Below are 26,938 nucleotides of genomic sequence, written 5' to 3'. Positions count from 1 at the left end.
GGCTCGACCGGCGCGACCGGCGGGACCTGCGCGACCGACGGGGCCGGCTCGACCGGTGCGGGCGGCACGGTCGGCGCGGCCCGGCAGTCGCCGAAGCTGGCGCGCAGTCGTCCGAGCAGGGTGTTGAGCCGGTCGACCTCGTCGTCGGGCCAGTCAGCCAGGTAGTGGGCGAGCGCGTTCATGTAGCGCTCGGAGAGGTCGGCGAGCATGTCCTGCCCGGCGGGGGTGAGCCGCAGGATGCGGGAGCGCTTGTCGGCCGGGTCGGCGGACCGGTCGATCCAGCCGCGCTCGGCGACGTGCGCCACGTGCCGGCTGGTCACCGACATGTCGATGGCCATCAGCTCCGCGAGCCGGCTCATCCGCATCTCGCCGTGCCGGTCGAGCAGCCCGAGCACGGCGGCCGACCCGGCCGGGCACTCGGACGGGAGGACCCGGCCCAGGCCCCGCTTCACGACGCTGATGGCGCTGAGCTGCTGGGCCAGCTCCTGGTACTGCCGTCGAGTGGCCATCGCACCTCCCTCGCTTGTTGCTTCAGGCAACTATAAAAACGGTTGGTTGCTGCAGGCAAACGAAATGGGGCCCAAGGGGATAAAACCTTGGCAAAGGCAAGTATTGGCAAACGTAAACCGGCTGGTGGCGAGGGTTGGAGAGAAGAGAAGGGTGTGCACCACCAGAAGACGGCCCCGAAACTTGGGGCCGCCGAACACACCCGATAGGGTCACGCGCATGGCAAACACCCAGGGCCCCGAGGGCAACTACGACCCCGCGGGTAGCACCCAGATGTTCCGAGCGTTCGTCGACGACCCGCAGAGCCGTCGCCAGCAGGCGGCTTCCCGCGGCCCGCGCGTGGGCCTGATCGTCGGTGTGATCGTGGCCGTCGCGGTCGTCGCCGCGGTCGCCTGGCTCGCGCTCAAGTAGGCGGAGGGCGCCACCGGCGCCCTCCCTGTCCTCGGCCGCGCCCGTACGAGGGACCCCGTCGCGCCGAGGCGTGCCGTCCGGCTCTTCTTCCGGCTGCCCGCAGCGACCGGTGGAACCGGTAGGACAGGTAGGACCGCTGCGGGCTGCCGTCCTCTGTCTGTCCTTCCGTTCGGCCGGCTCGGCGATCATCCGGTCGACGCCGAGTGCGCCACCGGGCCAGGAGCGCGAACTCCCGCGCGCCGAAACGCTCTTGTGTGCCACCGCATCTTTCGGCGGCGCCAACTCCCCGTCTCACGCGGGCATCACGGCTCCTGCGGACGACGCAGATGGAGCGACCGGGGTGGCTGAGGCGGTTGAGGCGACTGAAGCGGACACTGGGAGCCTCGTGCGACGACGCACCTTGTCGCCGTGGCCCTCGCCGTCGCCGTGGCCCTCGTCGACTCCGCCGTCTTCGCTGTCGCCGGCTCCGTCGTCTTCGCGGACATCGGTATCGCGGACGCGGGTATCCCCGCCATCGCAGCCGACAGCCGCCGAGGCACCCGTGAAGGTCCCTCGGCGGCCACGTGTCGACTGCGGCCCTACGGCCCCACCTGCCGCCGCATCGCGTCACATCACTGACGCGTCACATCGGTGGCCGGTGCTGTTGACGAGCCGTCAATTCGCAGCCCTGTCAGGACGACACAGGGTCAGTCGGAGATGAGGCCTTCCCGCAACTGGGACAGCGTCCGCGTGAGCAGCCGGGAGACGTGCATCTGCGAGATGCCTACCTCCTCGCCGATCTGCGACTGCGTCATGTTGGCGAAGAAGCGCAGCATGATGATCCGCCGCTCGCGGGGCGGGAGTTTGGCGAGCAGGGGCTTGAGGGACTCGCGGTACTCGACGCCCTCCAGCGCCGTGTCCTCGTAGCCGAGACGGTCCGCGAGCGAGCCCTCGCCGCCGTCGTCCTCGGGGGCGGGCGAGTCGAGGGACGACGCCGTGTAGGCGTTGCCCACGGCCAGGCCGTCGACCACGTCCTCCTGCGACACCCCGAGCACGGTGGCGAGTTCGGCGACGGTCGGGGAGCGGTCCAGCTTCTGCGAGAGCTCGTCGCTGGCCTTGGTCAGCGCGAGCCGCAGCTCCTGGAGCCGGCGCGGCACCCGCACCGACCAGGACGTGTCCCGGAAGAACCGCTTGATCTCACCCACGACCGTCGGCATCGCGAACGTCGGGAACTCCACGCCCCGTTCGCAGTCGAAGCGGTCGATCGCCTTGATCAGGCCGATCGTGCCGACCTGGACGATGTCCTCCATCGGTTCGTTGCGCGACCGGAAACGGGCGGCGGCGTAACGCACCAGCGGGAGGTTGAGCTCGATGAGCGTGTCCCGTACGTAGGCGCGCTCGGGGCTGTTCTCGTCGAGTGCGGCGAGCCGCAGGAACAGGGAGCGGGACAGGGTGCGGGTGTCGATCGCTTCCGGGGTCGGGGGGAAGGCCGGGGCTTCCGCGGCCGGGACGGCCGGAACCTCGACAACGACACTGTGAAGCACGTCGGGTGCTGATTCGCTCTTGTCGAGCGTGAGCACCTTCGAGCTGCCCTGGTCTGCGGACATGCCACCCCCTTTGGGTCGCGGACGGTCGCGGCGGACGCTCCCGTCGAAGGAACGCAGCCTCCACCTCAATACCGGCGGCGGGGCTGCGGCAAACGCGTCAGCGGAAGAATGTCACATGTCGGCAACACGCTGTAGTGACATGTCGACACAACAAGGGCGAATTGGCCCTGGAAAAAGGGGGTCTGACGGTTTTTCACCGCAGAAACGTCGGGAAAGGTTCTTGGGAGCGATTCGCTCCCCGGGGCTATGCCTCGATCCTGTTTGCGGATCGCAGCCTGGCGAAACTGCGGGCGAGCAGCCTCGACACGTGCATCTGCGAGACGCCCAGCTCCGCACTGATCTGGGACTGCGTCAGGTTGCTGTAGTAGCGCAGCAGGAGGATGCGCTGCTCCCGCTCGGGGAGCTGGACGAGGAGGTGCCGTACGAGGTCCCGGTGCTCCACGCCGTCCAGCGCGGGGTCCTCGTAGCCGAGCCGGTCGAGGAGGCCCGGCAGTCCGTCGCCCTCCTGGGCGGCCTCCAGGGAGGTCGCGTGGTACGAGCGTCCGGCCTCGATGCAGGCCAGGACCTCGTCCTCGGTGATGTGCAGCCGTTCGGCGACCTCGCCGGTCGTGGGAGTGCGCCCGAAGGCCGTCGTGAGGTCCTCGGTGGCGCTGTTCACCTGCACCCACAGCTCGTGCAGCCGGCGGGGTACGTGGACCGTGCGGACGTTGTCGCGGAAGTAGCGCTTGATCTCGCCGACCACGGTGGGCATGGCGAAGGTCGGGAACTGTACGCCCCGCTCGGGATCGAAGCGGTCGATGGCGTTGATCAGCCCGATGGTGCCGACCTGGACGACGTCCTCCATGGGCTCGTTGCGGGAGCGGAAGCGGGCGGCGGCGTACCGCACCAGCGGAAGGTTCGCCTCGATCAGCGCGGCCCGCACCCGGCCGTGCTCGGGGGTGCCGGGCTCCAGGTTCTTGAGCTCGCCGAAGAGGACCTGCGTGAGGGCCCGGGTGTCGGCTCCGCGGCGGCGCTGCGGCCCCGGTTCCTGGGACTCGCCCGGTTCGTCCAGTCGTTCGAGGACCTGCGGCTTCTGCTGGGGAGGTGCTTGAGGCGCGGTACTGGCCGGCACGGTCAACTCCACCTCTGGGTTCGTCAACCCGTGAAAACACAAGTCCGAACGACGTTCGTCAGACACATGCGTCAACTCATCGGTCAAAAGCGGTCATAGCATCACAAGACATGTGCACTGTGTGCAAGCACCCCGTCGCTTCGTGTTGCCCCGGACATGCGGCGGCCCCCCGCCGTGCGGGCGGGGGGCCGTGGGTCCGTGCGGGGTGGGTCCGTGTGAGGTGGGGTGCGGTCGGGTGCGCGGGGTGCGGATGGGATCGGGCGCGGTTCAGATCTCGTAGTCGGCGATCACCCAGGTGGCGAACTCGCGCCACAGGGCGACGCCCGCCTGATGGGCGGGGTGCTCCAGGTACCGCTTGAGCGCGTCCGTGTCCTCGACCGCCGAGTTGATGGCGAAGTCGTACGCGATGGGCCGGTCCGTGATGTTCCACTCGCACTCCCAGGACCGCAGCTCGGGGATCTGCCCGCCGAGTGCGCGGAAGGCGGCGACGCCCTCGACGACGCGGGGGTCTTCCCGCCCGACGCCTTCGTTGAGCTTGAAGAGGACCAGGTGGCGGATCATGAGCACTCCATGGCGAACGCGGGCACGGCGGCGGACAGAGCGGACGGGACGGACGGAGCTGACAGGTGGGAAACGACGGCGGACGTACGGGAAAACGACGCCGGACACGCGGAGAACGGTGAAGGCCGTCCTGGCCGTCCTGTCTAGTCCTTGGCCCCGTCGGCGACCCACGTCATGAAGTCACCGACGGACTGAGCGGCGTTCGAGATGCCTTCGAAGCCTATCTGGACGTAGTCCGCCGCCTTCTCGGGGTCGGTGATGATCACGTACAGCGCGAAGACCACGAGCACGTAGACGGCGATCTTTTTCGCGTTCACCGCCATCGCGGCCTCCCCCTGCGCCTGCTGGGACCCCTGTTGTCGGCGGTGAGTGTAACCCGGACGGTTGATCGATGATCTTTCAAGCCCGTCGGAGCTGTGCCGGAGGCCGGGAGGCGAGGGACGAGACGTAATCGCCGACGATCATCGGGGCCGCATCCGTGAGGGGGAAGAGGGTGTACGTCCACGCCGCACCACCGATCCCGCCCTCCACTCATCGCGTCACCGCGTCATTGCGTCACCGCGTCATCGCGCCCGTCGCGGCGCGCACACGCCGTCCACGCCGATCATGGCATCCGAGCGGCCTGTCACGCAGTCGGCGCACGCAGTCGGCGCGGGGGGACTGACAGAGAACGGAACAGCGCGAAGGGCCCGGTCCATCGGACCAGGCCCTTCGTCTACCGCGGTAGCGGAGGGATTTGAACCCTCGGTGACTTGCGCCACACTCGCTTTCGAGGTCTGTTCGTGCTGGTCAGCGCTTGATCCGCACGCGTTCAACCTCGTTCATTCCCGTACTCCGGCCCGTCGCGTGAACCGCTGTGAACGGCTCCGGACGGAGATGAATGAGACGGAAACTGAGACGGAGCGCGTCAGCGCTGACCAGGCGCTATCCCCACTCGCAGAGTGCGACGGACGCGTCATCCCCGGACTTGTAGCGCGGCCATCGCCGCCCATGAGGATCTGTGGCCTCTACCTTACGAACCGTGTCGATCAGCTCTCGCGGCCCTCCGGCGCGGAGCACTCTGAAGACTTCGGGCCAGGTCGCCATTTCATAATCCGTCACGAGGCATGCCGCACCATCGGAGAAGAGCGCGGCGGCGCGCAGATCCTCAGCGGGAGTGCTGCCGGTCAGTGCATGTTCTGCGGCTTCGGGTCCGGAAGCCGCGACCCAATATCCGGTAGCCGTGTTGCGTGTCTGCCGCTGCGCGAGTACCAGGCGGCGCAGAGCCTCTTTGTGCTCTGCCGTATGGGTCTCGTGCCGATCGACTTCCGCCTTCAACTCCGGAAGGATCTCCTTCACGCGCAGGTCCGTGATCACAGAGAAGCCTTGGTGACCTTCGAGCACGATCGGGGAGTCGGCCAAGACGAGGTGATCGAAAAAACCCTCGCGCTGCCGGAGGACAGCCACCGTCGCGGACGGGGTCCCTGGATTCCCCAAGTCGCATTCGGGGTGCTTGGCCGCAACGCGTTCGAGGGCATCGGCCAAGCCGGTTGGCAGTGAGCACTCCGGATCAGCCAGTGCGGCCATGAGCTGACTGCCCAGGTGCGCGACGTACCACGGAACGCCGTGACGGCATCCCGTATCCAGACCCGCAGTGCTGAGCCCGTCCAGCACAACGGCGAGAGCTGGCGTGCCGGCCACCCAATCTTCGTTGGGTGCGGCTCCACCGGGGCGGGTGTCGATCGCGACGCGCATGCTCAGCCTTCGTGTCGGTACAGCGGAGTGACGCGTCGACTCTCCAGCACTTCGAGCGTTGTCGGGTCGTAACGGCACGAAATAAGGGTGGAGAAGCGGCGCGTGCGGACCTCTCTATACAGCTCTGCCAGGTTGTTCTCCAGGAAGTGAACGACTCCGTTCGCTCCGATGGCGTGGACACCGGCGATGTAAAGGAACGTCCCCTTTCCGTCCAGGCGGGGGAGACGTCCCAGGTATCCGACATCGCCGGCCGACCCGTCCTCATCCTGCGGTGATCGGAACTCTTTTCCTGCCACCTGGTCGACCAGGTGCCACGCGTGATCCTTGGCAAACCGAAGGTTGTCGTCCCCTTCGAGCACCTGCGCCACGATCGGGGACAGGCGGGGGCCGCAGACGACGACGTGGTTGTCCCTGTTCAGGTTGACGATTCCGGTCGGCGGAATCACCTCGTACTGCGTGTCCAGCTTCATGCCACCCAGCAGCTTGCGAAGGTGCTCGAAGTTGCTGAGGTCTTCCCGAGCAACCACCTCGCTGGGGTTCTGGTCGGGCGTCTTCCCTGCTTCGTACTTGCCTCCGAGCGAGACCGTGACGAGGTCCGTACCGAAGAACGCGCGCTCCGGCGGGGGCCCTGATGACGCGAGCTGACCCACGCGCCCCCTGCTGACTCCAAGTCGCTTCGCAATCTCGGCTTGGGTCATGCCCGCCGCCTGCGCCTCTTCGATCGCCTCCCGGCGGATGCGGGACAGCTCGTTCACGTGGCTCTGATACCGCGCCATCAGGTCGATTGCGGCTTTAGCGCGGTCTACAGGGTCTGCGATCCCCGAAACCTGCTCCATGTCGTAGCGCACGACTCTCCGATCGTTGCCTAGGGGGGATATCTAACTCTACCGCGAGAGGGGGTTGCATGCAGCCTTGGGTTTGCCTACCGTACCTATCAAGCGGCATGGCAAGCCCCCCTAGGCAAGGGGGGGTGAATCTGTCTTGGCCGCTGCTTGACCTGCAAGAACGTTGAGGGCGGGGACGCTGCAATCCCGCTAAAGGCCAGGTGGAACAGGGCTTCGGCCCGTACTGGCGAGGTGGCCCGGCGACCGCGAGCAACGGCCGGAGAGTGGGGACGCGATCCCCTTTGCAGTGCTTCACCCCTGTTGACCTCGACGAAAGGACTTCCAATGCACCGACGAAGACCCTGAGCGTCGCCCGTTACAGACCGGTCGGCGGCGCCTGGACGGCAAGCACGGTCTACCACGGCTCGCAGCGCGTCACGCTGCGGCCGGCTGCCTCTCCCGCCCGTCCGTTCCGCGCACTGCGTGAGGACGTACGGACGGGAGTGCGGGGAGCCGGAAGCGACTCCAACGGCAAGCGGTCCCCGGGGGGCAACCCGGGGACCGCGTTCGGGCCGTTCCTCTCTGGAAGGAACCACGACCCATGAACCACATCGTCACTGTTCAGGACGCTGTTACCGCGTTCGCTCCATGGATGGAGCCGACCGCCGCGGAGCTGGAGGCGATCGAGCGGGAGATGCCCGTCATCCTGGCGGACGTCGACCTGTTGGACGCATACATCACTACCCTGGACCGCACCCCGAGCGAGCTGGACGAGCGGCGGATCCGCCGGGCCCGGCGCCGGGCATTGGCCGCCCGGGTCGCGCTGGTCAACCGCGCGGCCGGTACGAGCCTGCCCGGCGGTGTGGCGTGAGTGCCACCGACCGGAACCTTGCCGCCGCGCATGCGGAGGTGAAGGCGGAGATCGCGCGGACGGACACGAAGACGGGGCTGCTGCTGGCGTTCGTCGGCGCGGTGCTTGCCGGTTCGTGGACGGTCGCCAAGGACGTCCTCCTGACCGCGCCCGCCTACGTCGCGGGCGGTGCCGGTATGGCGCTGCTGGTCGTGGCGGCGGGTCTGCTGCTGCGGTCGGTGCGCCCGAACCTGCGGGGCGGGCACGGATTCCCCCTGTGGGCCACGCTCACCCCGGAGCAGATCACCGCGACCCTGTCAGAGGATCTGAGCGCGGACGTCGCCAACCTGTCGCGTATCGCGCTGGCCAAGTTCACCGGCCTGCGCCGCGCGGTCGACCTCACGTGCGCCGGCGGGGCGCTGCTGATCCTGGCCGCGCTGCTCGCCCTGGGAGGTGCGGCATGAACCTCAACCGCACAGGTCGGGCCGCCCTCGTGCTGGCCCTGGTCGCCGTGGTCGGCATGGCGTTCCGGGTGTCATGGAACGCGCTGCGCGACATCGCGGGCGCGGTCGGCGCGGACGACACGGCCGCGACGCTCTACCCGTTCGTGGTCGATGGCCTCATGGCACTCGCCCTGATCGCCACCCTCGTGCTCACCGACGACGCGCGCAGGTTCGCGCTGCGGGTACTGGGCACCTACACCCTTGCTTCCCTGGTCCTCAACTACGTCCACGGGCTCATGCCAGGACTGCACGCGGACGGCGGGGCGGTCGACTGGACGCGCCTTGCCGACTGGGACCCGGCGAACTGGGCGCTCGTGCTGCTGGCCACCTCGCTTCCGGTCGGGTCGATCTACTTCGGCTCCGACCTGGTCGCCAAGGTCCTGCACCACCGCCCCGCCCCGATCCCGACCCTGGTTACCAATACGGAGGAATCCACCGAGACCAAGAGGATTCGGTCTACGGCTCACCTCGCAGAATCGGCCCCCGCGCCGATCACTGCGGCGCCCCTGCGGATGCCCGACCCGGTCACGGTCGAATTCCTGAAACCGGCAGTGCCGCTCAAGCCGATCCCGGCCGCCGCTGCGGCGCCGGTCGCCTCGATCGCACCGCGCCCAGTCGCCGCACAGTCGACCCGCCCGCGTCGGGCTACCGGTCGACTTCCCGCAGCCGCACGGACTGCCCGGCCCAAGCGCACTCCTGATGAGCTGCTGGCTGAGGCGCGCAAGGTGTCGGCCGGTTGGCCGGACGCGAAGGTGACGGCGGAGGGCATCCGCCGGGAGGTCCACACCTCTCCGGCCAACGCCCGGATGCTGCGTGACACCCTGCTGGCCGAGCGGGCCCGCACGATGGAGGCGAGGCCGTGAGCACGCCCACGATCGACACGGTGAAGTCGTTCAGCTTCGGCGGCGGCGTGCAGTCCACCGCCGCTCTGGTCCTGGCGGCCACCGGCGTCCTGGACTACCGCACGTTCCTCATGGCGAATGTCGGGGACGACTCCGAGCACCCCGGCACCCTCGCCTACCTCAAGCAGTACGCCATCCCCTACGCCCAAGCGCACGGCATCGAGCTGGTCGTCCTGGACCGGGTGATGAAGCGCTCCGGTGAGGTCCGCACCCTGTATCAGGACCTCACCCGCCAGGGATCACGTTCACTGAAGATTCCGGTGCGGATGTCGAACGGGGCCCCCGGCACCCGGTCGTGCACGGCACAGTTCAAAATCAAGGTCGTCGGGGACGAACTCAAACGTCGCGGCGCCACGAAGGACGCGCCGGCCACGGTCGGGATCGGCATCAGCCTTGATGAGATCCACCGCGCCAACAAGCGACGCTGCGAGCCGCACGAGGTCATCGAGTACCCCTTGCTGGAGCGCGGGATCCGCCGGATCGACTGCGCCCGCATCATCCGCTCCGCAGGGCTGCCGGTGCCGCCGAAGTCCTCGTGCTGGTTCTGCCCCTTCCACCGGCCCGAGACCTGGCACGACATGCGCCGTGACGAGCCGGAGCTGTTCGAGCGCGCGTGCCAGCTCGAAGAGCTGCTGAACCGCCGCCGTGACGAACTCGACAAAGACCACGTGTGGCTGACCCGCTTCAACCGGCCGCTTCGTAAGGCCATCCCGGAGGGCGTGGACACGTTGCCGTTCGACGAATGGGACTCCGGCTGTGACTCCGGCTGGTGCATGACCTGACCAGGTCGAACACACCACGCACGCAACCTCTTCCACCCATCGAAGGGACCGTTGTGAGCAAGGCAGAAATCCGTCGCTTGGACCGTGAGATCGACAAGACGGGCAAGAAGCTGGAAGCGGTCCGGCGGGGTGAGTGGTGGCCGTTGAACAGCCGCGAGCGTCGCGCTATCGCTGGGGCCCTGGTCGGCGGGTCCTACCGGGCCGCGAGGGGCCGCAGCACCGGCGGTGCGGAGCAGCGGATGGAGTCGGCCGGCACGGGTGCGGAGATGCGCCTGAGCGCGGAGCTGACCGCGCTGCACGGCGAGCGTCAGCGCCTGATCACCGAGGCCGCCCGCGCCAAGGCCGCCAAGAAGAAGTCCGGGTGGTGGTGACCATGCCCGGCAAGGACACCCCGCCCGGTGAGTGCCCGCAGTGCTGGCAGCACGCCCACGACCGCCGCGCACACCGCCACCTGGGGCCCCGGCAGGACTGCCCGCAATGCGTCGATCACCTGCGCAACGGCCACCCCTACCTCGTGCCCAAGAAGCGGTCGAGCTGGTGGTGAGCGCTCCCCCTGCACGCGCACGTTCCGCCGCCTGAACCGCGCGGCGCCCGCACCACTTCATCCGCCGGGGTGCCCGCCTCTTTCCACGGACACGGACACCCCGGCTTCTCGCACACTTCCCGCCCCCGCGGGGGCAGTCAGGAGCACCTCCAGCATGTCGGAGAACGTCGTTCACCTCCACAAGCCCACCGACCCGCCCACCGGCGACACCGCCCCGACGGTGCTGACCGTGGTGCCGGACGCTGTCGCCCCGGCGGCGCCGGTCGTGCCGTTGTGGGTGCGCTCGGGCCGCGCGGTGAAGACCGTGGCCACCCACGAGAGGACCAAGACCGCCGCCCGAGCGGTGGCCCGGCACAGCCTCTACACGCTCAACGGCGGCCGGATCGTGGCCCGCCGCACGTGGGACGGCAGGACCGGGGCCCGTTACGAGCGGATGATCCGGGCGGCGGAGGCCGCCGGGAACCTGGAAGTGGCGGAGGAGTGGGAGGAGCGGTTGCAGCGCTTCCGGGCCGCCCGTCACCACCGCCGCATGGACCTCCTCCACTCACCCGTGGAGGCCGCCAAGGGCGTCGCGGTCGGCGCGGGGATGAGCATCGGGGCGCTGGTCGCCCTCGGCGTCGTGATGGCCATCAACAACGGCGACATCGCCGACGTCATCACCCCGCTCGCGGCGACGATCGACTTCATCGCCGCTGTGATCCGGATCGTGCAGATCGTGTGGGGTCCGGCGCTCACGATCGGCCCGTTCCTGGCGCTGCTGACGCTGTGGGCGGTCGGTAGCAAGCAGCAGGCGGCCCCGGCATGGTCGATGCCCGACCACGTCCGATCCGGCGAGGGCGAGCCCATCACCCCCTCGATCGTGGTCAAGGCCCTGCGCGACCTGGGCGTGCCCGCCCTGCGCAACGCCATCAAGGAAATGGGCGACGCCGGCGCGTCCATGCTGGGCCCGATCCGGATTGCCGGATGCGGGGTGGAAGTCGATGTCACCCTTCCCTCCGGGGTGTCGACCAACGAGGTGCAGAACCGGCGCCGCAAGCTTGCCGAGAACCTCACCCGCCACGAACACGAGGTGTTCATCACCATCCCCACCGCCGCGCGCACGGTGCGGCTGTGGGTGGCCGACTCCGGCGCGCTGGACGAGCCGATCGGCCCCTCCCCACTGGTCACGGACGAGACGATGACCGCCGACTACGCCAAGGGCCGCGCCCCGTGGGGGCAGGACCTGCGCGGGGATGCGGCAGCGCTGAGCCTCTACCAGCGCCACCTCCTCATCACGGGCCTGTCCAACCAGGGCAAGACCGTTGCCCTGCGCTCGCTCGCCCTGTGGCTCGCGCTGGATCGCTCGGTTGAGTTCCTGCTCGGTGACCTCAAGGGTGTCGGGGACTGGGCCATGTTCGACGGCCGCGCCCGCGTCCTGATCCAGGGGCCGACGGATGAGCACGTCATCCAGGTGACGGAGATGGTGGAAGGCGCGGTTCAGGAGATGAACCGCCGCATCCAGGCCCCGCCCGGCACCACCTTCCCCGCCCTGATCGTGCTGGTCGACGAAGCGCAGATGGCGTTCATGTGCCCGGCCAAGGACGAGGAGAACCGCCCCTACGGCGGCAGTAAGGCCACGTCCCGATACTTCATGGCCGTCCGCAAGATCCACAACCAGGGACGTGCGGTCAACGTCCTGATGTGGCAGGGCACGCAGGACCCCACCGATCAGAACCTCCCCAAGCTGGTCCGCGAGGGTGCCCACACCCGCGCCTCCCTCGCGCTGGGCACCGAGTCGCAGGCGCGCATGGCGCTGGGGGACAAGGCGGTCGACGGCGGAGCCGCGCCCAACCTGCTGCGCCCGGGTCTGGATCAGGGAACCTTGGTCGTCGCGTCGTCCGGCATCGACATCCCGGCCGGTCAGGCGTCCCTCACGGTGCGCACGCACTACATCGACGACGACGCGGCCAAGGCCATCATCGAGCGGGCCAAGGCCCTGCGCGACGGTGTCACCACCCTGCACGCCATCGACCGCAGCGAGGAGCGGGACCCGCTCGCGGACATCGCGTCCGTGGTTGGCACGGCGGAGCGGGTGCGCACGAAGGACGTGCTGTCCCGGCTCGGCACGTTGAACGCGGACGCCTACGGCGGCTGGTCGTTCATCGACCTCAAGCGCGTCCTCGACGGCACCGGAGCCGAGCCGTACAAGTCCGACGGAGTCATGGTCATCAGCCGCGACCGGCTCGCCCGAGCGCTCGCCAACCGCGACGCGGACGGTTCCGCTTCCGCCGCTGAGTGACAGGGAGACGACCGGTGGCGGGTCAGGGAGACAGGGAGAACTCCCTGACCCCCTCCCTGACCCGCCTCCCTCCATCTGACCTGCACAAATGATCTGTCAGGGAGGCAGGGAGGCACCCCAGGTCACACCCCTGGAACCCCCTTCACAGCGCACCCCCAAGGGGGTGCCGCATCCTCCCTGACCCACTGCCGGAAGGGATTCCGCATGTACCCCGAACACCCCGGTCACCTGCCCGCCGAACGGGCCGTGACCGTCCACTACCCCACCCCCATTACCCCCGCGCCGGCCGCTCCGCTCGCACCCGTGCAGCCGGGCGCGGTCCCGTCCGTGGCGAGCGTCGTCCTGCCCGACGGACGGGTCGTCACCGGCTACGCGATCAGCCCCGCGCAGCCGGAGCCCCTCGCGGCCAAACCGGCCGTGTCCCGCGCGGCGGTCAACGTCGCGTTGGGCGGGGTCGGGTTCCTCGCCGTGTGCGGCGGACTGCTGCTCCTCACGTCGTTCATCGCCGCGTTGACCGCGTTCATCACCCAACTGATCACCCTTGCCGCTGTGATCTTCGGCGGCTGGATCGCCGTGCAGATCCTCGGCACGAGTGGCCACAGCGGCGGAACCACGGTCCACATCTGCAAAGCCGTGATCAAGCGCAACCACTTCCACGGTTGAGGCTGCTTTAAGTGAGTGGCCAACCGGCGAAGCCGTCGGTGGTCTGGTAGACCAACGCCACGCCTTCCTGGGCAAGGAGGTCCTGCACGTCCGCGGTGGGCTCACTGGGCAGCAACACCGCGACGCGCAGGTCCTCCCGATTGGGGACATATCGGCGGTAGTCGGCCAACTGGCCGATCGCCATCCGCACGTTGGACCGGGTGGTCTGCCCCTTCGCCTCGAACAGGACGTGGTCCGTGGCGTCGTACAGGTCCGGCGTCAACGCTCCCGGCTCGCCCTTGATGGTGATCTGAAAACTGTGGGACTCATGGCCGGCCGCGGCCAGATGCGCCACGAATGCCGTAACCAGCTCGCCCTCCCGCCGCAGGACCTTGCGCTGTCCGGCAGGAATGTCCGCGACTGTCTCGGCTGTGCCGTGCTGCTCGGTCTTTTTGACCTTCGCCCCCGTCTGCTCCGGCAGGGCGATCGGGGAGGCAACCGCCGCGGCGGGGCCAGGCTTGGTGATCTCCACACTCGACTTGGGCGCCGCCGGCAGTCGATCGGCTTCGGTCCATGCCGGCGTCGTTCCCTCAGCCACCCGGAAGCGGAACACCAGCACATCCCGCATGATCCGATCCTTGCCCGGCGCGCGGCGTACCTCGTACGGCGTCACCGGGTCCACCACCATCTGACCGATGTAGCGCTGCCACATCGCCCCGCTACCGGGCACCTTGCCGTTGGCGACGAACAGATGGATCTGCCGGCCTTTCTCGGCCGCGGATAGGAGGGACCCGTTACGGCCGGACGGCTTCTGTGGGCCGTTCGCGCCTGCGCCGGTGTACAGGTACAGCGGCCCGAACTCGTCATCCTCTGCGCGTCCATCGAAGGTGTAGCCATACTCCTCGCCCGCGGACGGGTCGGAGTACACGAACACCTTGCCCGCATCATCGGCCGGCTCGATGCCCTGGAACGTCCCACAGCCGAAAGTCGCCGCAATCGCATCACGTGTCGTGATCACACCCGGCACAAGATCAACGGTCGTCGTCATGACGCGACCATAGCCACCCCCACTGGCACCCTGCCCCTCATTTCCCCTGAGGCCAGGCAAAAGGGCGACCCCGCGTTCTTGGCGGAACGGGGTCGCCCTAATCCACCTGCCAACCACTGACCTGTGGAGGTCTCCCAGCATGACGCAACCGACCGACATCCGGCGAGTGCCCGAAGCGCTCTCACTCGCCGCGCACGGTGTGCCCGTGCTGCCGTTGCGAGCGGGCAAGGGTCCGTTCGGCAACTGTCGTACCTGCGCCAAGAACGTGTGCGGCGGGCGGCCGAACATGCGGACCCCCGGGCCCTGCGCCTGCCCGTACCCCTGCCACGCGTGGGCCGCCGCCACCGCCGACCCGAGCGTCCTCACCTCCCCCCAGTGGGCACCCTCGTGGCGTACAGCCGCTGCTCTCGCCTACCACCCCGGTGGGGCGGGAGTGACCGTGGTCGACCTGGACGACGCGGAGGCCATCGCGTGGGCCCGCGCCACCCTGCCAGCCACGCGCACGGTGGCCACGACGCGGGGCGAGCACTGGATCTACCAGGGCGTCATGCAGTCCGTGAACGCCGTGCGGCCCGGCGTGGACATCAAGTCGCTGATGTCCTACGCCCGTTGGCTCGGACCCGGCAGGGGCACCACAACCCCTCTCCCGGCCGCTGTCCGCGCGCTGGCAGTAAAGGAACCGGCACCCGCCCGCAGGACGCCACAGACCCTCACAGTGCCCTTTGCGGGGCAAAGTGGGGCATGCCCGCACCGCACACCCGCCTATCTGGATCGTGGCATCGCCATAGCCGTACAGCGCATCACCGATGCGTCCAGTGCGGTGCACGCCACCGTCTACCGGGCGTTCCTCGCGGTGCTGTCGACGCACGGGCGGTGCGGCTGCCTGACCGACACCCACGTCAACCGGCTGTTCACCGCCGCGCAGGCCAAGGGCGAAACCGTCCGGCACTGCACCGACGCGTGGACCAACGCCCGCACCGCGCTGGGGCTGACGGCATGAGCGAGGACGAGAAGGACCCGGCCCGCAAGGTCATCACCGACTACGCGCAGACGCACTTTCGGTACTTTCGCACCGCCGACGGCACCGTCTACGCGCAGAAGAACGCCCACCCCGTGGCCCGCCCGATTCGCTCGCAGGGCACCACGGGAAGTCACCGGCAGGAACTCATGGTCGGCCTGTTCAAGGACGGGATCGGCGTGTTCAACGGCAGTGCGCTCAAGGAGGCGTTGGACTTGATCGAAGCACTCGCCCTGATCGAGGACGTACAGCCCGTCCACATCCGCGTTGCCCCGGGCTTCGACGGGGCGACATGGCTGGACCTGGGACGCGATGACGGACAGTCCGTGCGCATCCACCCCACCGGGTGGGACATCGTGGTCCCGGACCCGCGGGAGGTGTGCTGGCGGCGCACCCAGCTCACCGGGGAACTGCCCCTGCCGGTCAAGGACACCGACGGCAAGGGCATCGACCTGCTGATGAGGCTGTGCAACTTCGCCACTGCGGAAACCGAGTGCCTGGCCATCGCGTGGCTGATCGGCTGCCTGGGTCCGTCGGTGCCGGTCCCGGCCCCGTTCCTCACCGGGCCCCAGGGCGCGGGTAAGTCCACCGGCGGGCGCATGCTCGTGCGGATCATCGAGGGGATGAGCGGGGACCTGCGCCGCGCGCCGAAGGATGAGGAGAACCTGATCGCGGCGGTGGCGGCGGGGTGGGTGACCGCGCTGGACAACCTTTCCCACATGACGCCGGACCTGTCGGATGCGATGTGCTGCATCGTCACCGGAGCTGAGAGCGTCAAGCGGGCCCTGTTTACCGATGGGGACGTCTTTCGCGTCGGATACCGCCGCCCCCTGCTCCTGACCGGCATCGATGTCGGAGTCATCCGGCCCGACCTGGCGGAACGGCTGTTGCCGCTGCGGTTGGAGCGCCCACGGGTGCGGCGCACGGAGGCGGAGCTGTGGGCGGAGTACGCGCAGGCCCTGCCCGTCGTGCTCGGTTCGCTCCTGGATCTCACGGTCAAGGTGCGCGCAGTGGAGGCGGAGACCCCTACCGACCTGCGGATGGCGGACTTTGCACACCTGTGCGCGCAGTTCGACGCAGCCACCGGCCTTGGAGCGCTTCCCGCCTACCGGGCCAGCCTGGACGACCTCAATGACGACGTGATCGAGGGCGACCTGTTGGCGCAGACCGTTCTCCAGCACGCTGAGACCATCGAGCGGGGTGGCGCGCAGCGGATGACGTCCACGGAGTGGCTGCACTGTCTGAGCCGCCTCTACAGCGGCGAAGAACTGCGCTCTCTGCCCAAGGGGTGGCCGACCACCGGCAAAGTCCTCTCCGACCGGCTCAAGCGCCTCCAACCCACCCTTGCCGCTCGCGGTGTCCTCATCGACTCGGGCCGCACCAGCGTGGGCCGCTACCTCGAAATGACCCGCCCGGCCACCCCGCCTCCACACGAGCAGCCACGGGTGTTCTGACCCGCGCCGCCGCCCGGACAAGCAAGAGGAGCACCAGCGGCCCGGCGTGCTCCTCTTGCTTGTCCGGCGGAACGCCGCCCCAAAGGTCGCGCCGCGCAGCGGCCCCTTCTTCACGCGCTGAGGCGCACCGCACCACAACAAACGGCCCCTTCTTTGTCCTAAGAGGGACGACGCTGCGTCATCTGCGTCATCCGGCCGAGGAAACGGCACCTGACCTGCGTATACAGGCATGACGCAGACGGCCGCGCCTGCGTCATCCTGCGTCATTTGCGTCATGGGCTACGTCACGGATAACGCAGCCCATGACGCACCAATGACGCATCCCTGAAGCGCTACGTCACCCAAAGCAGCAGGTCAGAAGCCCGGATGACGCTGGTGACGCAATGACGCAGAAATCCGCACCTCGGACAGACGCGCCCTCGGAAACACGTCCCGCCCGCACACGGAGGACCCGCCATGAGCACCGTCACTGTGGACATCGCACCGCTCGCTGAGACCGGCGCCCCGGCCCCGGTTTTCCTGACCGTCGAAGAGGCCGCCCGCTGCCTCCGTGTCGGCCGCACCACCTGTTTCGCCCTCATCCGCGCCGGCGAACTGGAATCTCTGATGGTCGGCGGACTCCGGCGCGTCCCCGCCGACGCTCCGGCCGCCTACCTCGCACGCCGCCGCGCTGAGCAGCGCGCTGCCTGATCGCCTCACACCGGGACGCCACCCCGCCACGGGGTGGCGTCCCGGGCTGTTTCCACACCAACTCGAAGGAGTCCGCCCGTGGCGGAGGACAAGAAGCGCACCCGTCAGCCCAACGGCCGTTCGTCCATCTACCAGAGCAAAGACGGAAAGTGGCACGGTCGTGTGACCGTCGGCATCCGCGACGACGGCAAGCCGGACCGCCGGCACGTCGAACGTAAGACCCGTGCCGAAGTGACGGCCGCCGTGCGTGAGCTGGAGAAGCAGCGCGACAGCGGAGCCATGCGTAAGGCGGGCCGGGCCTGGACCGTGGAAGCGTGGCTGACGCATTGGGTCGACACCATCGCACCGCTCGCGGTCAACGAGAACACGATGGTCGGATACGGAGTTGCCGTGCGGAAGCATCTGATCCCCGCACTCGGGGCTCATCGTCTCGACAAGCTCGGTCCCGAGCACATCGAGCGCTTCTACGGGAGGATGCAGACGGCTGGCCGTAGGGCCGGGACGATCCATCAGATTCACCGCACCTTCCGTACCGCCCTCAACGAGGCGGTACGACGCGGCCACCTCGCACGCAATCCCGTGCAGCTCGCCAAGGCGCCCCGGGTGAGCGAGGAGGAGATCGAGCCGTACACGGTTGAGGAGGTAAAGCGGCTCCTGCGCGCCGCTGACGACCGCCGTAACTCGGCTCGCTGGGCCGTGGCGCTGGCGCTCGGGCTCCGGCAAGGTGAGGCCCTCGGGCTGAAGTGGACCGACGTGGACGCCGAACGCGGAGTGCTGATGGTGCGTCGGAGCCGTCGCCGTCCGCGCTACGCCCATGGATGCGGGAGCCCCTGCGGTCGTAAGGCCGGGTACTGCCCGCAGAGGCAGCGCACGAATCCGGAGACGGCGGACACGAAGTCACGGGCCGGACGCCGGGCGGTCGGTCTGCCTGCGCAGCTCGTAGACCTGTTGAGGGCTCACCGGGTGAAGCAGGATGCCGAACGGGCGGCGGCGGGGGAGAAGTGGGCGGATGAGGGTTGGCTGTTCGCTACTCCGGATGGACGCGGCACCCCGCCCCGCACCGACTACGACGACTGGAAGGAGCTGCTTTCCGACGCCAAGGTTCGGGACGGTCGACTGCACGACGCTCGCCACACCGCCGCGACGGTTCTACTGATCCTCGGAGTCTCCGAGCGAGCCGTGATGGGGATTATGGGATGGTCCACTACGGCCATGGCTGCGCGGTACCAACACATGGTCGACACGGTCCGGACAGACGTGGCGCGGCAGGTTGACGGACTCATTTGGAAGCCGGGCGCGGCCGGCCCAGAACTGTAGATGTTCGACCCCCGATGGGGACGGAAAGAGGCAAGCATGATGGTGGCCGCCACTTCCGTGGCGGCCACCGGATCAACATGCTGATGAACCTACTCCCGCAGGTACGACAGGATCATCAGCCCCAGAGTGAAGGCCACAAACCACGCTCCACCCCCTGCGGCAGAGGCCGAGTAGAACGTGAGGTCGCCCACACGGCTGGCGTAAATGCCCATCAAAAGGCCGACAACCACGGCAAAGAGGGCAACCAGCGTGATGAGGATCGCCTTCGAAAGAGGCGTTCCGTCGCGGGCAGGCTGTGTACGGTCCATCTGTGGGTCCTGTTCTGTGAAGGGAACTGTCGACCCGAATGGGGGCTCGCCGGAACGGCCGTAGGAAGTTGCTCCGGCGGGCTCCTCGGGTCACCGAAATCCTCCTGTGTCGAAGGCTGGCGCACCTAACGGAATCGGCGTTTTGTAGTTACGCTCACAGGTCAGTCGGGGAGAATTGGCATGAAAATGCGCATACCGCCCGCTTGACTCGGCTGCGCAGGATGACGGTCACCTTGAGCGTTTCGTGCTGTCCAAGTCAGTCGAAGGCTGATGTTCAGGTGCTGGTGATGGCGCGGCCCAGCACTAGCTAGCCGGTCAACTGAGACGGAAACTGAGACGGAGAAACGCGAAGGGCCCGATCCGCTGGATCGGGCCCTTCGTCTACCTGCGGTAGCGGAGGGATTTGAACCCTCGGTGACTTGCGCCACACTCGCTTTCGAGGCGAGCTCCTTCGGCCGCTCGGACACGCTACCGAGAGAGATCCTAGCCCACGATGGGCCGTGCTCGGAAATCCGTGTGCGACGGTCGGTCCGGGCGGGACGGGGGCGGGACGCTGGCTGGGCGGGGAGCGGTGCGCAAGGCCGGTGACGGGGTGGTGAGGAGGGTGGCGAGGGGGTCTCACCGGCCGCGGAAGAAGTCGGTGAGCAGCCGGGCGCACTCCTCGTCGAGCACGCCGGCGATCACCTCCGGACGATGGTTGAGCCGACGGTCGCGTACGACGTCCCAGAGGGAGCCGGCCGCGCCCGCCTTCTCGTCGCGGGCGCCGTAGACGACCCGGTCCACCCGGGACTGCACGAGCGCGCCGGCGCACATCGTGCAGGGTTCGAGGGTGACGACGAGCGTGCAGCCGGTGAGCCGCCACTGCCCGGTCCGGGCGGCGGCCCGGCGGATCGCCAGCACCTCGGCGTGGGCGGTCGGGTCACCGGCGGCCTCACGCTCGTTGTGCCCGGCGGCGAGCACCGTCGTGCCGTCCGGGGACAGCACGACGGCGCCGACGGGCACGTCACCGCCCCGGCCCGCCAGTACGGCCTCGTCCAGGGCGAGCCGCATCGCGGCCCGCCAGGGATCGCGCACGGGGTCACCGACGGGACCGGACGCGAGCCCGGACACGGGGCCGGACACAGAGGGCATGCCGACGGGATCGGGTACGGGAGTGCCGACGGGACCGAGGACGGGGACGTCGGCGGGGCCGGGTACGGGGTTCTGTTCCTCCGCTGCGTTCGACGGGGTCAGCGAACGGCCTCCAGAACCTCCGCCGCCCCGAGGACATCGGCGATCTCGCTGAGCGCGTCGGTGCTGTCCAGGGCCAGCAACTCCTTCTCGCTCACGCCGAGATCGGCGAGGACCTCGCGGTCTCCGATGGGCCCGGACGGCACGATCCGGCCCTTGGCGGTGGTGCCGACGTCGTCGTCCTCGTCGTCGTCGGCCCCGTCCCCGGTCTCACCGTCCTCCGTGCCGTCGAGGTCGAGGGAGTCCAGATCGGCGACGCCGTCGTCACCGGGATCCCTTCCGAGCAGTTCGTCCGTGAGCAGGATCTCGCCGTACGAACTGCGTGCGGCGGCCGCGGCGTCCGAGACGTAGATACGAGGGTCCTCCTCACCGTCCACGCGGACGACTCCGAACCACGCGTCCTCCTGCTCGATGTAGACGAGGACCGTGTCGTCGTCGACCGAGGCTTCGCGGGCCAGGTCGCTCAGATCCGACAGGGTCTCCACATCGTCGAGCTCTGTGTCGCTCGCTTCCCACCCGTCTTCGGTGCGCGCGAGCAGTGCGGCGAAGTACACCGTGACTCTCCCACTGGTCCTAGGCGTGCCGGTTGGGGGTCCTCCCGGCGGAGGTCGGGCGGGGGACTGCGTGCTCCGAGCCCCGCCCACTCGGAATCGTGGCAGAAACAGAGCGTTCAGGAGAGGTCTTCGGCTCGCTGTGTCCCGGTCGCGTTCTCACGCCCGGTCGCGTGGCGCGTGCACCGCGCCGCCGTACGGCCTCACCTGGGCGCCCGGCGCCCACCGACAGCGGGATCGTACGCCGCCGGAACGTCCGCTCCGTACGCGGCTGTCCGAGGACTGCCCGGCGGGTCGCGCCGCGGGGGCCGTACGGGCGCGCCGGGGGCGGGTCGTGCACGGCGCCGGGGCACGAACCGCTGCCGTACGGCTACCAACGGAATGTCCGCATGCGCATGGCGTGGCGGAGCCGGGCCGTCTTGGCCCGCCGCGGCTGCACCCTGTCGCGCAGCTCCCGCGCCTCCTTGAGGTCCCGGAGGAACTGGGCCCGGCGCCTGCGGCGCTGGGCATCACTCTCCAGGTCTTCCCGGTTCCACTGCTCCGGGTCCGGCATCGGCAACACCCCCAGTCGGTCATTCCCACTTTCCCTCCGGCAGACGGTTTGATGCCACCGGTGGTTTGCGCGGTGGCAGCGGCGAACTCCCACCGAACCGCGGAGCCGCGAGAACGGCCGCAGGCGGCCGGGAGCGATCGGAAGCGGCGACGGGGGCGCCCGGGGACGACCCGGATACCCTTGCGGCATGCGTCTCCACGTCGTCGACCACCCTCTGGTCGCCCATAAGCTCACCACGCTGCGCGACCGCCGCACCGACTCCCCGACCTTCCGTCGGCTCGCCGACGAGCTGGTCACCCTGCTCGCCTACGAGGCCACCCGGGACGTGCGCACCGAGCAGGTCGACATCGAGACCCCGGTGTCCGGCACCACGGGCGTCAAGCTGTCCTACCCGCGGCCCCTCGTCGTACCGATCCTGCGGGCCGGCCTCGGCATGCTCGACGGCATGGTGCGCCTCCTGCCGACCGCCGAGGTGGGTTTCCTCGGCATGATCCGCGACGAGGAGACGCTGCAGGCGTCCACGTACGCGACCCGCATGCCGGAGGACCTCTCCGGGCGCCAGGTGTACGTACTGGACCCGATGCTCGCCACCGGTGGCACCCTCGTGGCGGCGATCCAGGAACTGATCAAGCGCGGTGCCGACGACGTGACGGCGGTGGTCCTCCTGGCCGCTCCCGAGGGCGTCGAGGTCATGGAGCGCGACCTCGCGGGCGCCCCGGTCACGGTCGTGACCGCGTCGGTCGACGAGCGCCTGAACGAGAACGGCTACATCGTCCCGGGCCTGGGCGACGCGGGAGACCGCATGTACGGCGCGGCGGAGTAGGCGTCCGGCGCCGGGCTAGCAGTTCTTCTTCCTCGGCGAGGGGGCCGGTGCGGGGTCGGACAGGACGGTCAGGGCCCTGTCGGCGGCCTTCTCCGGCGCCAGGGCCTTGAACGCCTTGCCGAGGATCAGGTCGACCTCCGCCGGCTTCACCCGGCTGTCGGTCTTCTTCTCGGCGCCGGTGACCTGTGTGGCGAGGACGGTCAGGGCGGTGTCGGCGGCGGCCTTCGCGCCGAGCACCACGCCGGGCCCCTCGACCTTCTTGTCGTACGCCTTCGAGGCGTTGCCCACCTCGCCGATCCTGAAGCCGCGCTTCTTCAGCGCGTCCGCGGTGTCCTTGGCGAGGCCGGTGCGGGACGTGGCGTTGAGGACGTTCACCGTGATCTGGCCGGGCTTCGGCACGGCCTTGACCGGGCTCGCGGAAGGGGAGGGGGACCTCCCGCAGCCCGCTGCGGCCGCCGCGGCCGCGGCCGATGCCTTGTCGCCGCCGCCCGTGAAGACGTCGATGAGCTGCAGGGTCCCCCAGCCGACCAGACCGAGCGCGGCGACGGAGGCGACGACCGCGAGCACGAGGCGGCGGCGCCCTTGGTTCCGGCGCATCCGCGGGTACTTGTCCCCCGTGATCCGGTACTGGCCGCCCATGCCAGGGGGAGTGAGCATGCTCATGAGCGCAGCGTAGTGCGCCGAGGCCGTGATGCCTACTAGATGATCATTGACCTGCGTTCAGTCCAACCCGAAAGGGTCAACCCGAACGTGGATCGCCTTCCGTACGGGCTAGCCCGTACGAGACCCGTACGAGACACGCAGGAGACGTCCACGGGACACGTACGGGACGCGACGGGACACGGCGCACGAGACGCGTACGGACGAATGTGAACCGAATGCGGGCCGAAGAGGTCCTCAGTCAGGGCATGCGTCGGCGCCCCGGGTCCCGGGCGCCGGGACCCGGGATCCGGGACGGACCGAGCGGGGGGGGAACTCAGTCCAGTTCGAGGACGCGGGCGTGCAGGACCTGGCGCTGCTGCAGCGCTGCGCGGACGGCGCGGTGCAGGCCGTCCTCCAGGTACAGGTCGCCCTGCCACTTCACGACATGCGCGAAGAGGTCGCCGTAGAACGTGGAGTCCTCGGCGAGCAGTGTTTCCAGATCGAGCTGGCCCTTGGTCGTCACCAACTGATCGAGGCGGACCGGGCGCGGCGCGACATCCGCCCACTGCCGGGTGCTTTCCCGGCCGTGGTCGGGATACGGCCGGCCGTTTCCGATGCGCTTGAAGATCACACGGAAAGCCTACCGGCCAAGAGCTTCCGGGCGCAGCCATGGCGGCGGAGTGCGGTGCGGTAAATGGGGTCGTGAATTCGGGCAAACCGGTAATAGTCCCGGATCGGACCCGGAACGCGGCCGGGCAGGCTCCGGGCACGCTGGAGGAAGGGTCCGAAGTGGCAGATGGTGATGCTCTTGTCGGTCGAGCCGGTCGAGCCGGCCCTCCGGAGCCGCGGACGGCGCTCCCCCGATTCGCCGGCGGCCCGGCAATTGCTACCGCATACGCGTGCGCGGGCGTTGCGTCCGGCCGGTGCGGTCAGGCGGTCCGCCAGTACCCCAGCGCGTTCACCCGCTGCTTCGGCAGGGCCAGTTCTTTGCGGAAGTACGCCGCCAGCGACCGCGTCGTCGCCGTGTCGCAGGCGATCCAGACATAGGGGTCGGCGGTCTCCTCCAGCAGCTCCGGCACGGCGGCCCGGACCTGGGCCACCAGATGGGCGCCCCCGTCGAGGCGGGGCACCGTGCGGAGGTCGTGGAGGTTCGTGTCCACCCGGAAGGGCAGACCGTACGTGCCCTTACCGGCGCCCGCCCCGGTACTCGCGGCACGCCCCGTGGTGCCCGTGGTGCCCGTGGCGTCGGCGGAATCGGCCGCGCCGACACCGTCGGCACTGTCATCGGCGCCCGCGGCCGTCTCGAACCAGATCGTCGCGGGCACCCGGCCCAGCGCGTCCAGGAGGGAGTTGAGCGCGGGGAGGGACGCCGCGTCGGCGACGGCCAGTACCCGGGACGGGGCCGGGTCCGGGTGCGTGAAGCCCGTGCCCTGGACCGTGGCCTCGATCGTGTCCCCCGGCTTCGCGGCCCGCGCCCAGTCGCTCGCGCACCCCTCGTGCAGGGCGAACTCCAGGTCGAAGGTCCCGGTGGCCGGATCCGGGTCCACGAGCGTGTACGCCCGCTGGTGCGGTTTGCCCGCGTTGTCGAACCACAGGCGTACCCACATGGTGGGGTGCACCCCGGTCGCCGCGAGCATGCCGCCGTCGTCGAGGCGCAGCCGGCGGTAGCGCTCGGTCACGTCCTCCGCGCCCAGCACCGTGAACGTGAAGTCCTTGCCGCGGAACAGTTTGAGGACCGCTCCCTCCCAGCCGTGCCCCTGCCCCATGGCGTTTTCACCCTTCGCGTACGATTCCGGCACACCTTACTTAGGTGAGCCTAACCTAAAGCCAATGGGAGACGCAGGGTGACTGTCGAGATCTACCGCGATGCCTGGGGCGTACCGCACCTGCGCGCGGACGACGTACTCGAACTGGCCCGTGCGCAGGGTCTGGCCACGGCGCTCGACCGTGCCTGGCAGATCGAGGTGGAGCGGCACCGGGCCCGCGGCACCTCGGCCTCGTTCCTCGGCGCGGACGCGCTCGCCTGGGACCGGTTCGCGAGACAGGCCCGGCTCGACGACACGGCGAGACGCTGTTTCACGGCCCTGGAGAGACAGGACCCCGAGACCGCCGCCTGGGTCCGGGCGTACGTCGACGGGGTCAACCAGGGCCTGCCCGAAGGGGCCCGCAGGACACCCGAGTTCGCGACGGTCTCCCTCGCCCCGGGCCGGTGGGAACCGTGGACGCCGCTGGGCGTCTGGCTCGCCACGCACATCCTGTTCGCCGGGTTCCCCGCCAAGTTGTGGCGCGAGGAGGTCGTACGCCACCTCGGTCCCGACGCGGTCGGACTGTTCGCCACCGACGGGACCGGGACGGCCGGCAGCAACGGTTGGCTGGTCACCGGCGAACGCACCGCGACGGGACGGCCGGTCCTCGCGGGCGACCCGCACCGCTTCATCGAGGCCCCGGGCGTCTACCAGCAGATCCGGCTCGCCTGCCCGGAGTTCGACGTCGTGGGCCTGGCCGTGCCGGGCGTCCCCGGCATCGCGCACTTCGGCCACACGGGCACGGTGGCCTGGTCGATCACCAACGCGATGGCCGACTACCAGGACCTGTACCGGGAGCGGCTCAGGCGGTCCGGCGACGGTGCGGACCAACGCGTCGAGGCCCTCGGCCCGGACGGGAGGTGGCAACCCGCCTCCCGTCACGTCGAGACGATCGAGGTGGCCGGCGGCGACACGGCCGGGTCCGGGTCCGGGGACGGATCCGAGGTCGAGGCCGAGGTCGAGGTCGAGGTGATCGAGACCGCTCGCGGCCCGATCATCATCACCGGCGCCGAGAACGACGGCGACGGCGACGGGAATGGTGACGGCAACGAGGGCAACGAGGGCAACGACAGCGACGGCGATGGTGACGGCGACGGTGAGACCGCGGCCGGACCCATCAGCCTCCGCTACCCGCCCCGCGTCTCCGGGGACCTGGGCTTCAGCGCCCTCCTCCCCCTCCTGCGCGCGCGCAGCGTCGCCGATGTGGACCGTGCCTTCGACGACTGGGCCGAGCCCGTCAACGTCGTCCAGGCCGCCGACACCGAAGGCGGCCTGCTCCACCGCGTCGCGGGCCGGGTGCCGTCGCGGAACCCGGTGAACGGCGTCCGCGTCGTCGCGGCCTGGGAGCCCGGCCACGAATGGCAGGACCGGTACGCGGACATGCCGCGGGGCGCGATCGAGGACGGCATCGCGGTCATGGCCAACCAGCGGGGCCCCGCCACCCCGCTCGGTGTCGAGTTCGCGCCGCCGCACCGGGCCGCCCGCCTGCGCGCCCTCCTCGGCCCGAGGAAGGACTGGAGGGCCGCCGACATGGCCGTCCTCCACATGGACACCCACCTCGCCTCCGCTGCCCCGCTGCTGGACCGGATCGCCGCCCTCGACGGCCTCACCCCCGCGGCCGCCGCCCTGCGCGGGCGCCTCCTGGGCTGGGACCGCCACATGGCCGCGGACAGCGAGGAGGCGGCCGGTTACGCGGCGGTCCGCGGCGCCGTCGTACGCCGTCTCGCGGGCCACCCCGCCCTGGCCCCGCTGACCCGGCCCCCGTCGTACCCCGAGGTGCTCCGGCCCTGGCTCGCCCTCGTCCCCCGTGTCGCCTTCGCCCTGGAGAACCTCCTCAGGGCGCGGGACCTCTACGGGATCGACCGCGCCGAGGTCGTCAGGGCGGCCCTGGAGGAGGTCGCCGGGGACCCGCCGACAGGCACCTGGGGCGACACCCACCGCCTCGCGCCCTGGCGGGCGGTGCCGGACCCGGCGTACGACGACGAGGAGCCCGCACTCGCCGGTGACCACGACTGCGTGCTGTGCACCTCGGCCGTGCCGGGCCTCACCGACCGGGCCGCGCGGGGTCCCGCCGCCCGTTACGTGTGGGACCTGGCACGGCGTGAGGACAGCCTCTGGGGGGTGCCGTTCGGCGCGTCGGGCGTACCGGGCTCCCCGCACCACCGCGACCAACTGCCCCTGTGGCTGAGGGGAGAACTCGCCCCTGTGACCACCGACTGGAACCAGCTCAGCAAGAAGGACGAGGACAACCGTGACGAGTGCAA

General features: G+C 69.6%; 31 protein-coding genes and 1 tRNA gene (1 of these 32 running past the window's edge). 16 read left to right on the top strand and 16 right to left on the bottom strand.

Annotated features, from left to right (window positions below; all coding sequences use genetic code 11):
• Nucleotides 1-509 (bottom strand): MarR family winged helix-turn-helix transcriptional regulator (locus tag HO151_RS04820; RefSeq protein ID WP_173894867.1); only part of this gene is annotated, 509 nt, incomplete at its 3' end.
• A gap of 217 nt (nt 510-726) precedes the next feature.
• Here HO151_RS04820 and HO151_RS04815 point away from each other — a divergent pair.
• Together HO151_RS04815 and HO151_RS04810 are read left to right on the top strand one after the other, a co-directional pair.
• Nucleotides 727-918: a hypothetical protein gene (locus HO151_RS04815; protein WP_173894866.1), complete on the top strand. Its 192-nt coding sequence runs from the start codon at nt 727-729 to the stop codon at nt 916-918.
• A 408-nt stretch (nt 919-1,326) separates the two neighbouring features.
• The gene (locus tag HO151_RS04810) at nt 1,327-1,536 is read left to right on the top strand and encodes a hypothetical protein (protein WP_173894865.1); all 210 of its coding nucleotides are present in this window, start codon (nt 1,327-1,329) and stop codon (nt 1,534-1,536) included.
• A gap of 68 nt (nt 1,537-1,604) precedes the next feature.
• On the opposite strand, the gene HO151_RS04805 is transcribed toward HO151_RS04810, so the two are convergent.
• From HO151_RS04805 to HO151_RS04780, 6 genes are all read right to left on the bottom strand, one after another.
• Nucleotides 1,605-2,504: an RNA polymerase sigma factor SigF gene (locus HO151_RS04805; RefSeq protein ID WP_173894864.1), complete on the bottom strand. Its 900-nt coding sequence runs from the start codon at nt 2,502-2,504 to the stop codon at nt 1,605-1,607.
• A 244-nt stretch (nt 2,505-2,748) separates the two neighbouring features.
• A complete protein-coding gene (locus HO151_RS04800; protein WP_173894872.1) occupies nt 2,749-3,615 on the bottom strand; it encodes an RNA polymerase sigma factor SigF in 867 nt (288 codons plus the stop codon).
• Between the two features lie 267 nt (nt 3,616-3,882).
• Complete coding sequence (locus HO151_RS04795; RefSeq protein ID WP_173894863.1) at nt 3,883-4,176, bottom strand: Dabb family protein; 294 nt, start codon at nt 4,174-4,176, stop codon at nt 3,883-3,885.
• A 143-nt stretch (nt 4,177-4,319) separates the two neighbouring features.
• Nucleotides 4,320-4,499: a hypothetical protein gene (locus HO151_RS04790; protein ID WP_173894862.1), complete on the bottom strand. Its 180-nt coding sequence runs from the start codon at nt 4,497-4,499 to the stop codon at nt 4,320-4,322.
• A gap of 601 nt (nt 4,500-5,100) precedes the next feature.
• Nucleotides 5,101-5,910 (bottom strand): protein phosphatase 2C domain-containing protein, encoded by an 810-nt coding sequence (locus HO151_RS04785; RefSeq protein WP_173894861.1) that lies wholly within the window; start codon nt 5,908-5,910, stop codon nt 5,101-5,103.
• A 2-nt stretch (nt 5,911-5,912) separates the two neighbouring features.
• Nucleotides 5,913-6,758 (bottom strand): sigma factor-like helix-turn-helix DNA-binding protein, encoded by an 846-nt coding sequence (locus tag HO151_RS04780; RefSeq protein ID WP_173894860.1) that lies wholly within the window; start codon nt 6,756-6,758, stop codon nt 5,913-5,915.
• 577 nt (nt 6,759-7,335) lie between these two features.
• On the opposite strand from HO151_RS04780, the gene HO151_RS04775 reads away from it, so the two are divergent.
• The 8 genes from HO151_RS04775 (at nt 7,336) to HO151_RS04740 (ending at nt 13,256) form a co-directional block, all read left to right on the top strand.
• A complete protein-coding gene (locus tag HO151_RS04775; protein ID WP_173894859.1) occupies nt 7,336-7,605 on the top strand; it encodes a DUF6284 family protein in 270 nt (89 codons plus the stop codon).
• Nucleotides 7,602-8,048 (top strand): Pycsar system effector family protein, encoded by a 447-nt coding sequence (locus HO151_RS04770; RefSeq protein WP_173894858.1) that lies wholly within the window; start codon nt 7,602-7,604, stop codon nt 8,046-8,048. Before HO151_RS04775 ends, HO151_RS04770 begins: the two co-directional genes overlap by 4 nt.
• Nucleotides 8,045-8,950: a DUF2637 domain-containing protein gene (locus tag HO151_RS04765; protein WP_173894857.1), complete on the top strand. Its 906-nt coding sequence runs from the start codon at nt 8,045-8,047 to the stop codon at nt 8,948-8,950. The genes HO151_RS04770 and HO151_RS04765 overlap by 4 nt, the downstream gene beginning before the upstream one ends.
• Complete coding sequence (locus tag HO151_RS04760; protein ID WP_368039422.1) at nt 8,947-9,771, top strand: phosphoadenosine phosphosulfate reductase; 825 nt, start codon at nt 8,947-8,949, stop codon at nt 9,769-9,771. Before HO151_RS04765 ends, HO151_RS04760 begins: the two co-directional genes overlap by 4 nt.
• Nucleotides 9,772-9,824: 53 nt before the next feature.
• Nucleotides 9,825-10,142, top strand: a complete 318-nt coding sequence (locus HO151_RS04755; RefSeq protein ID WP_173894856.1) for a hypothetical protein — start codon at nt 9,825-9,827, stop codon at nt 10,140-10,142.
• 2 nt (nt 10,143-10,144) lie between these two features.
• On the top strand, nt 10,145-10,315 hold the full coding sequence (locus HO151_RS04750; protein WP_173894870.1) for a pRL2-8: 171 nt from the start codon (nt 10,145-10,147) through the stop codon (nt 10,313-10,315).
• A 154-nt stretch (nt 10,316-10,469) separates the two neighbouring features.
• A complete protein-coding gene (locus HO151_RS04745) occupies nt 10,470-12,593 on the top strand; it encodes an ATP-binding protein (protein WP_173894855.1) in 2,124 nt (707 codons plus the stop codon).
• 204 nt (nt 12,594-12,797) lie between these two features.
• On the top strand, nt 12,798-13,256 hold the full coding sequence (locus HO151_RS04740) for a hypothetical protein (RefSeq protein WP_173894854.1): 459 nt from the start codon (nt 12,798-12,800) through the stop codon (nt 13,254-13,256).
• A 7-nt stretch (nt 13,257-13,263) separates the two neighbouring features.
• Here the strand turns inward: HO151_RS04740 and HO151_RS04735 are convergent, their stop codons facing one another.
• Nucleotides 13,264-14,283, bottom strand: a complete 1,020-nt coding sequence (locus HO151_RS04735; protein WP_173894853.1) for a hypothetical protein — start codon at nt 14,281-14,283, stop codon at nt 13,264-13,266.
• A gap of 139 nt (nt 14,284-14,422) precedes the next feature.
• On the opposite strand from HO151_RS04735, the gene HO151_RS04730 reads away from it, so the two are divergent.
• From HO151_RS04730 to HO151_RS04715, 4 genes are all read left to right on the top strand, one after another.
• Complete coding sequence (locus HO151_RS04730) at nt 14,423-15,283, top strand: bifunctional DNA primase/polymerase (protein ID WP_173894852.1); 861 nt, start codon at nt 14,423-14,425, stop codon at nt 15,281-15,283.
• Nucleotides 15,280-16,755, top strand: a complete 1,476-nt coding sequence (locus HO151_RS04725) for an ATP-binding protein (RefSeq protein ID WP_173894851.1) — start codon at nt 15,280-15,282, stop codon at nt 16,753-16,755. The genes HO151_RS04730 and HO151_RS04725 overlap by 4 nt, the downstream gene beginning before the upstream one ends.
• 456 nt (nt 16,756-17,211) lie before the next feature.
• Nucleotides 17,212-17,445, top strand: coding sequence for an excisionase family DNA-binding protein (locus HO151_RS04720; protein ID WP_173894850.1), 234 nt, complete (start codon nt 17,212-17,214; stop codon nt 17,443-17,445).
• 78 nt (nt 17,446-17,523) lie between these two features.
• Complete coding sequence (locus HO151_RS04715) at nt 17,524-18,762, top strand: site-specific integrase (protein ID WP_173894849.1); 1,239 nt, start codon at nt 17,524-17,526, stop codon at nt 18,760-18,762.
• Between the two features lie 89 nt (nt 18,763-18,851).
• Here the strand turns inward: HO151_RS04715 and HO151_RS07370 are convergent, their stop codons facing one another.
• The 5 genes from HO151_RS07370 to HO151_RS04690 form a co-directional block, all read right to left on the bottom strand.
• A complete protein-coding gene (locus HO151_RS07370; RefSeq protein ID WP_254594720.1) occupies nt 18,852-19,070 on the bottom strand; it encodes a hypothetical protein in 219 nt (72 codons plus the stop codon).
• Between the two features lie 388 nt (nt 19,071-19,458).
• A tRNA-Ser gene (locus HO151_RS04705) sits at nt 19,459-19,543 on the bottom strand.
• 145 nt (nt 19,544-19,688) lie between these two features.
• Nucleotides 19,689-20,120 carry a tRNA adenosine(34) deaminase TadA gene (gene tadA, locus HO151_RS04700; RefSeq protein ID WP_254594723.1) on the bottom strand — a complete coding sequence of 144 codons (432 nt, stop codon included), beginning with the start codon at nt 20,118-20,120 and terminating at the stop codon, nt 19,689-19,691.
• A gap of 179 nt (nt 20,121-20,299) precedes the next feature.
• On the bottom strand, nt 20,300-20,854 hold the full coding sequence (locus HO151_RS04695; RefSeq protein WP_173894846.1) for a hypothetical protein: 555 nt from the start codon (nt 20,852-20,854) through the stop codon (nt 20,300-20,302).
• Nucleotides 20,855-21,221: 367 nt separating this feature from the next.
• The gene (locus tag HO151_RS04690; RefSeq protein ID WP_173894845.1) at nt 21,222-21,404 is read right to left on the bottom strand and encodes a hypothetical protein; all 183 of its coding nucleotides are present in this window, start codon (nt 21,402-21,404) and stop codon (nt 21,222-21,224) included.
• Between the two features lie 187 nt (nt 21,405-21,591).
• Between HO151_RS04690 and upp the strand changes: the two genes are divergently transcribed.
• Nucleotides 21,592-22,227, top strand: a complete 636-nt coding sequence (gene upp, locus HO151_RS04685; RefSeq protein WP_173894844.1) for a uracil phosphoribosyltransferase — start codon at nt 21,592-21,594, stop codon at nt 22,225-22,227.
• A 15-nt stretch (nt 22,228-22,242) separates the two neighbouring features.
• Here upp and HO151_RS04680 read toward each other — a convergent pair whose 3' ends face one another.
• The 3 genes from HO151_RS04680 to HO151_RS04670 all read right to left on the bottom strand — a co-directional run bounded on the left by HO151_RS04680 (nt 22,243) and on the right by HO151_RS04670 (nt 24,635).
• The gene (locus HO151_RS04680; protein ID WP_254594719.1) at nt 22,243-22,890 is read right to left on the bottom strand and encodes a LytR C-terminal domain-containing protein; all 648 of its coding nucleotides are present in this window, start codon (nt 22,888-22,890) and stop codon (nt 22,243-22,245) included.
• A gap of 313 nt (nt 22,891-23,203) precedes the next feature.
• A complete protein-coding gene (locus HO151_RS04675) occupies nt 23,204-23,500 on the bottom strand; it encodes a type II toxin-antitoxin system VapB family antitoxin (RefSeq protein ID WP_003999914.1) in 297 nt (98 codons plus the stop codon).
• Nucleotides 23,501-23,798: 298 nt separating this feature from the next.
• Nucleotides 23,799-24,635, bottom strand: coding sequence for a siderophore-interacting protein (locus tag HO151_RS04670; RefSeq protein WP_173894843.1), 837 nt, complete (start codon nt 24,633-24,635; stop codon nt 23,799-23,801).
• Nucleotides 24,636-24,713: 78 nt separating this feature from the next.
• Between HO151_RS04670 and HO151_RS04665 the strand changes: the two genes are divergently transcribed.
• Nucleotides 24,714-26,938, top strand: the 5' portion of a protein-coding gene (locus HO151_RS04665; protein ID WP_173894842.1) for a GNAT family N-acetyltransferase. 760 nt of this gene lie beyond the right edge of the window; the window shows 2,225 of its 2,985 coding nt (coding positions 1-2,225); it begins with the start codon at nt 24,714-24,716; the stop codon falls past the right edge of the window.

The sequence above is a fragment of the Streptomyces sp. 8P21H-1 genome (assembly GCF_013302945.1).
Note: the sequence above shows the minus strand (reverse complement) of the source record. Positions and strands in the feature narration are given on the sequence as shown.

Coding starts and splice junctions, on each gene's coding strand:
- HO151_RS04815 (WP_173894866.1), top strand. CDS start 727: ATGGCAAACACCCAGGGCCCCGAGGGCAACTACGACCCCGCGGGTAGC.
- HO151_RS04805 (WP_173894864.1), bottom strand. CDS start 2,504: ATGTCCGCAGACCAGGGCAGCTCGAAGGTGCTCACGCTCGACAAGAGC.
- HO151_RS04795 (WP_173894863.1), bottom strand. CDS start 4,176: ATGATCCGCCACCTGGTCCTCTTCAAGCTCAACGAAGGCGTCGGGCGG.
- HO151_RS04790 (WP_173894862.1), bottom strand. CDS start 4,499: ATGGCGGTGAACGCGAAAAAGATCGCCGTCTACGTGCTCGTGGTCTTC.
- HO151_RS04785 (WP_173894861.1), bottom strand. CDS start 5,910: ATGCGCGTCGCGATCGACACCCGCCCCGGTGGAGCCGCACCCAACGAA.
- HO151_RS04775 (WP_173894859.1), top strand. CDS start 7,336: ATGAACCACATCGTCACTGTTCAGGACGCTGTTACCGCGTTCGCTCCA.
- HO151_RS04765 (WP_173894857.1), top strand. CDS start 8,045: ATGAACCTCAACCGCACAGGTCGGGCCGCCCTCGTGCTGGCCCTGGTC.
- HO151_RS04750 (WP_173894870.1), top strand. CDS start 10,145: ATGCCCGGCAAGGACACCCCGCCCGGTGAGTGCCCGCAGTGCTGGCAG.
- HO151_RS04745 (WP_173894855.1), top strand. CDS start 10,470: ATGTCGGAGAACGTCGTTCACCTCCACAAGCCCACCGACCCGCCCACC.
- HO151_RS04740 (WP_173894854.1), top strand. CDS start 12,798: ATGTACCCCGAACACCCCGGTCACCTGCCCGCCGAACGGGCCGTGACC.
- HO151_RS04735 (WP_173894853.1), bottom strand. CDS start 14,283: ATGACGACGACCGTTGATCTTGTGCCGGGTGTGATCACGACACGTGAT.
- HO151_RS04730 (WP_173894852.1), top strand. CDS start 14,423: ATGACGCAACCGACCGACATCCGGCGAGTGCCCGAAGCGCTCTCACTC.
- HO151_RS04725 (WP_173894851.1), top strand. CDS start 15,280: ATGAGCGAGGACGAGAAGGACCCGGCCCGCAAGGTCATCACCGACTAC.
- HO151_RS04720 (WP_173894850.1), top strand. CDS start 17,212: ATGAGCACCGTCACTGTGGACATCGCACCGCTCGCTGAGACCGGCGCC.
- HO151_RS07370 (WP_254594720.1), bottom strand. CDS start 19,070: ATGGACCGTACACAGCCTGCCCGCGACGGAACGCCTCTTTCGAAGGCG.
- tadA (WP_254594723.1), bottom strand. CDS start 20,120: ATGCGGCTCGCCCTGGACGAGGCCGTACTGGCGGGCCGGGGCGGTGAC.
- HO151_RS04690 (WP_173894845.1), bottom strand. CDS start 21,404: ATGCCGGACCCGGAGCAGTGGAACCGGGAAGACCTGGAGAGTGATGCC.
- upp (WP_173894844.1), top strand. CDS start 21,592: ATGCGTCTCCACGTCGTCGACCACCCTCTGGTCGCCCATAAGCTCACC.
- HO151_RS04680 (WP_254594719.1), bottom strand. CDS start 22,890: ATGAGCATGCTCACTCCCCCTGGCATGGGCGGCCAGTACCGGATCACG.
- HO151_RS04670 (WP_173894843.1), bottom strand. CDS start 24,635: ATGGGGCAGGGGCACGGCTGGGAGGGAGCGGTCCTCAAACTGTTCCGC.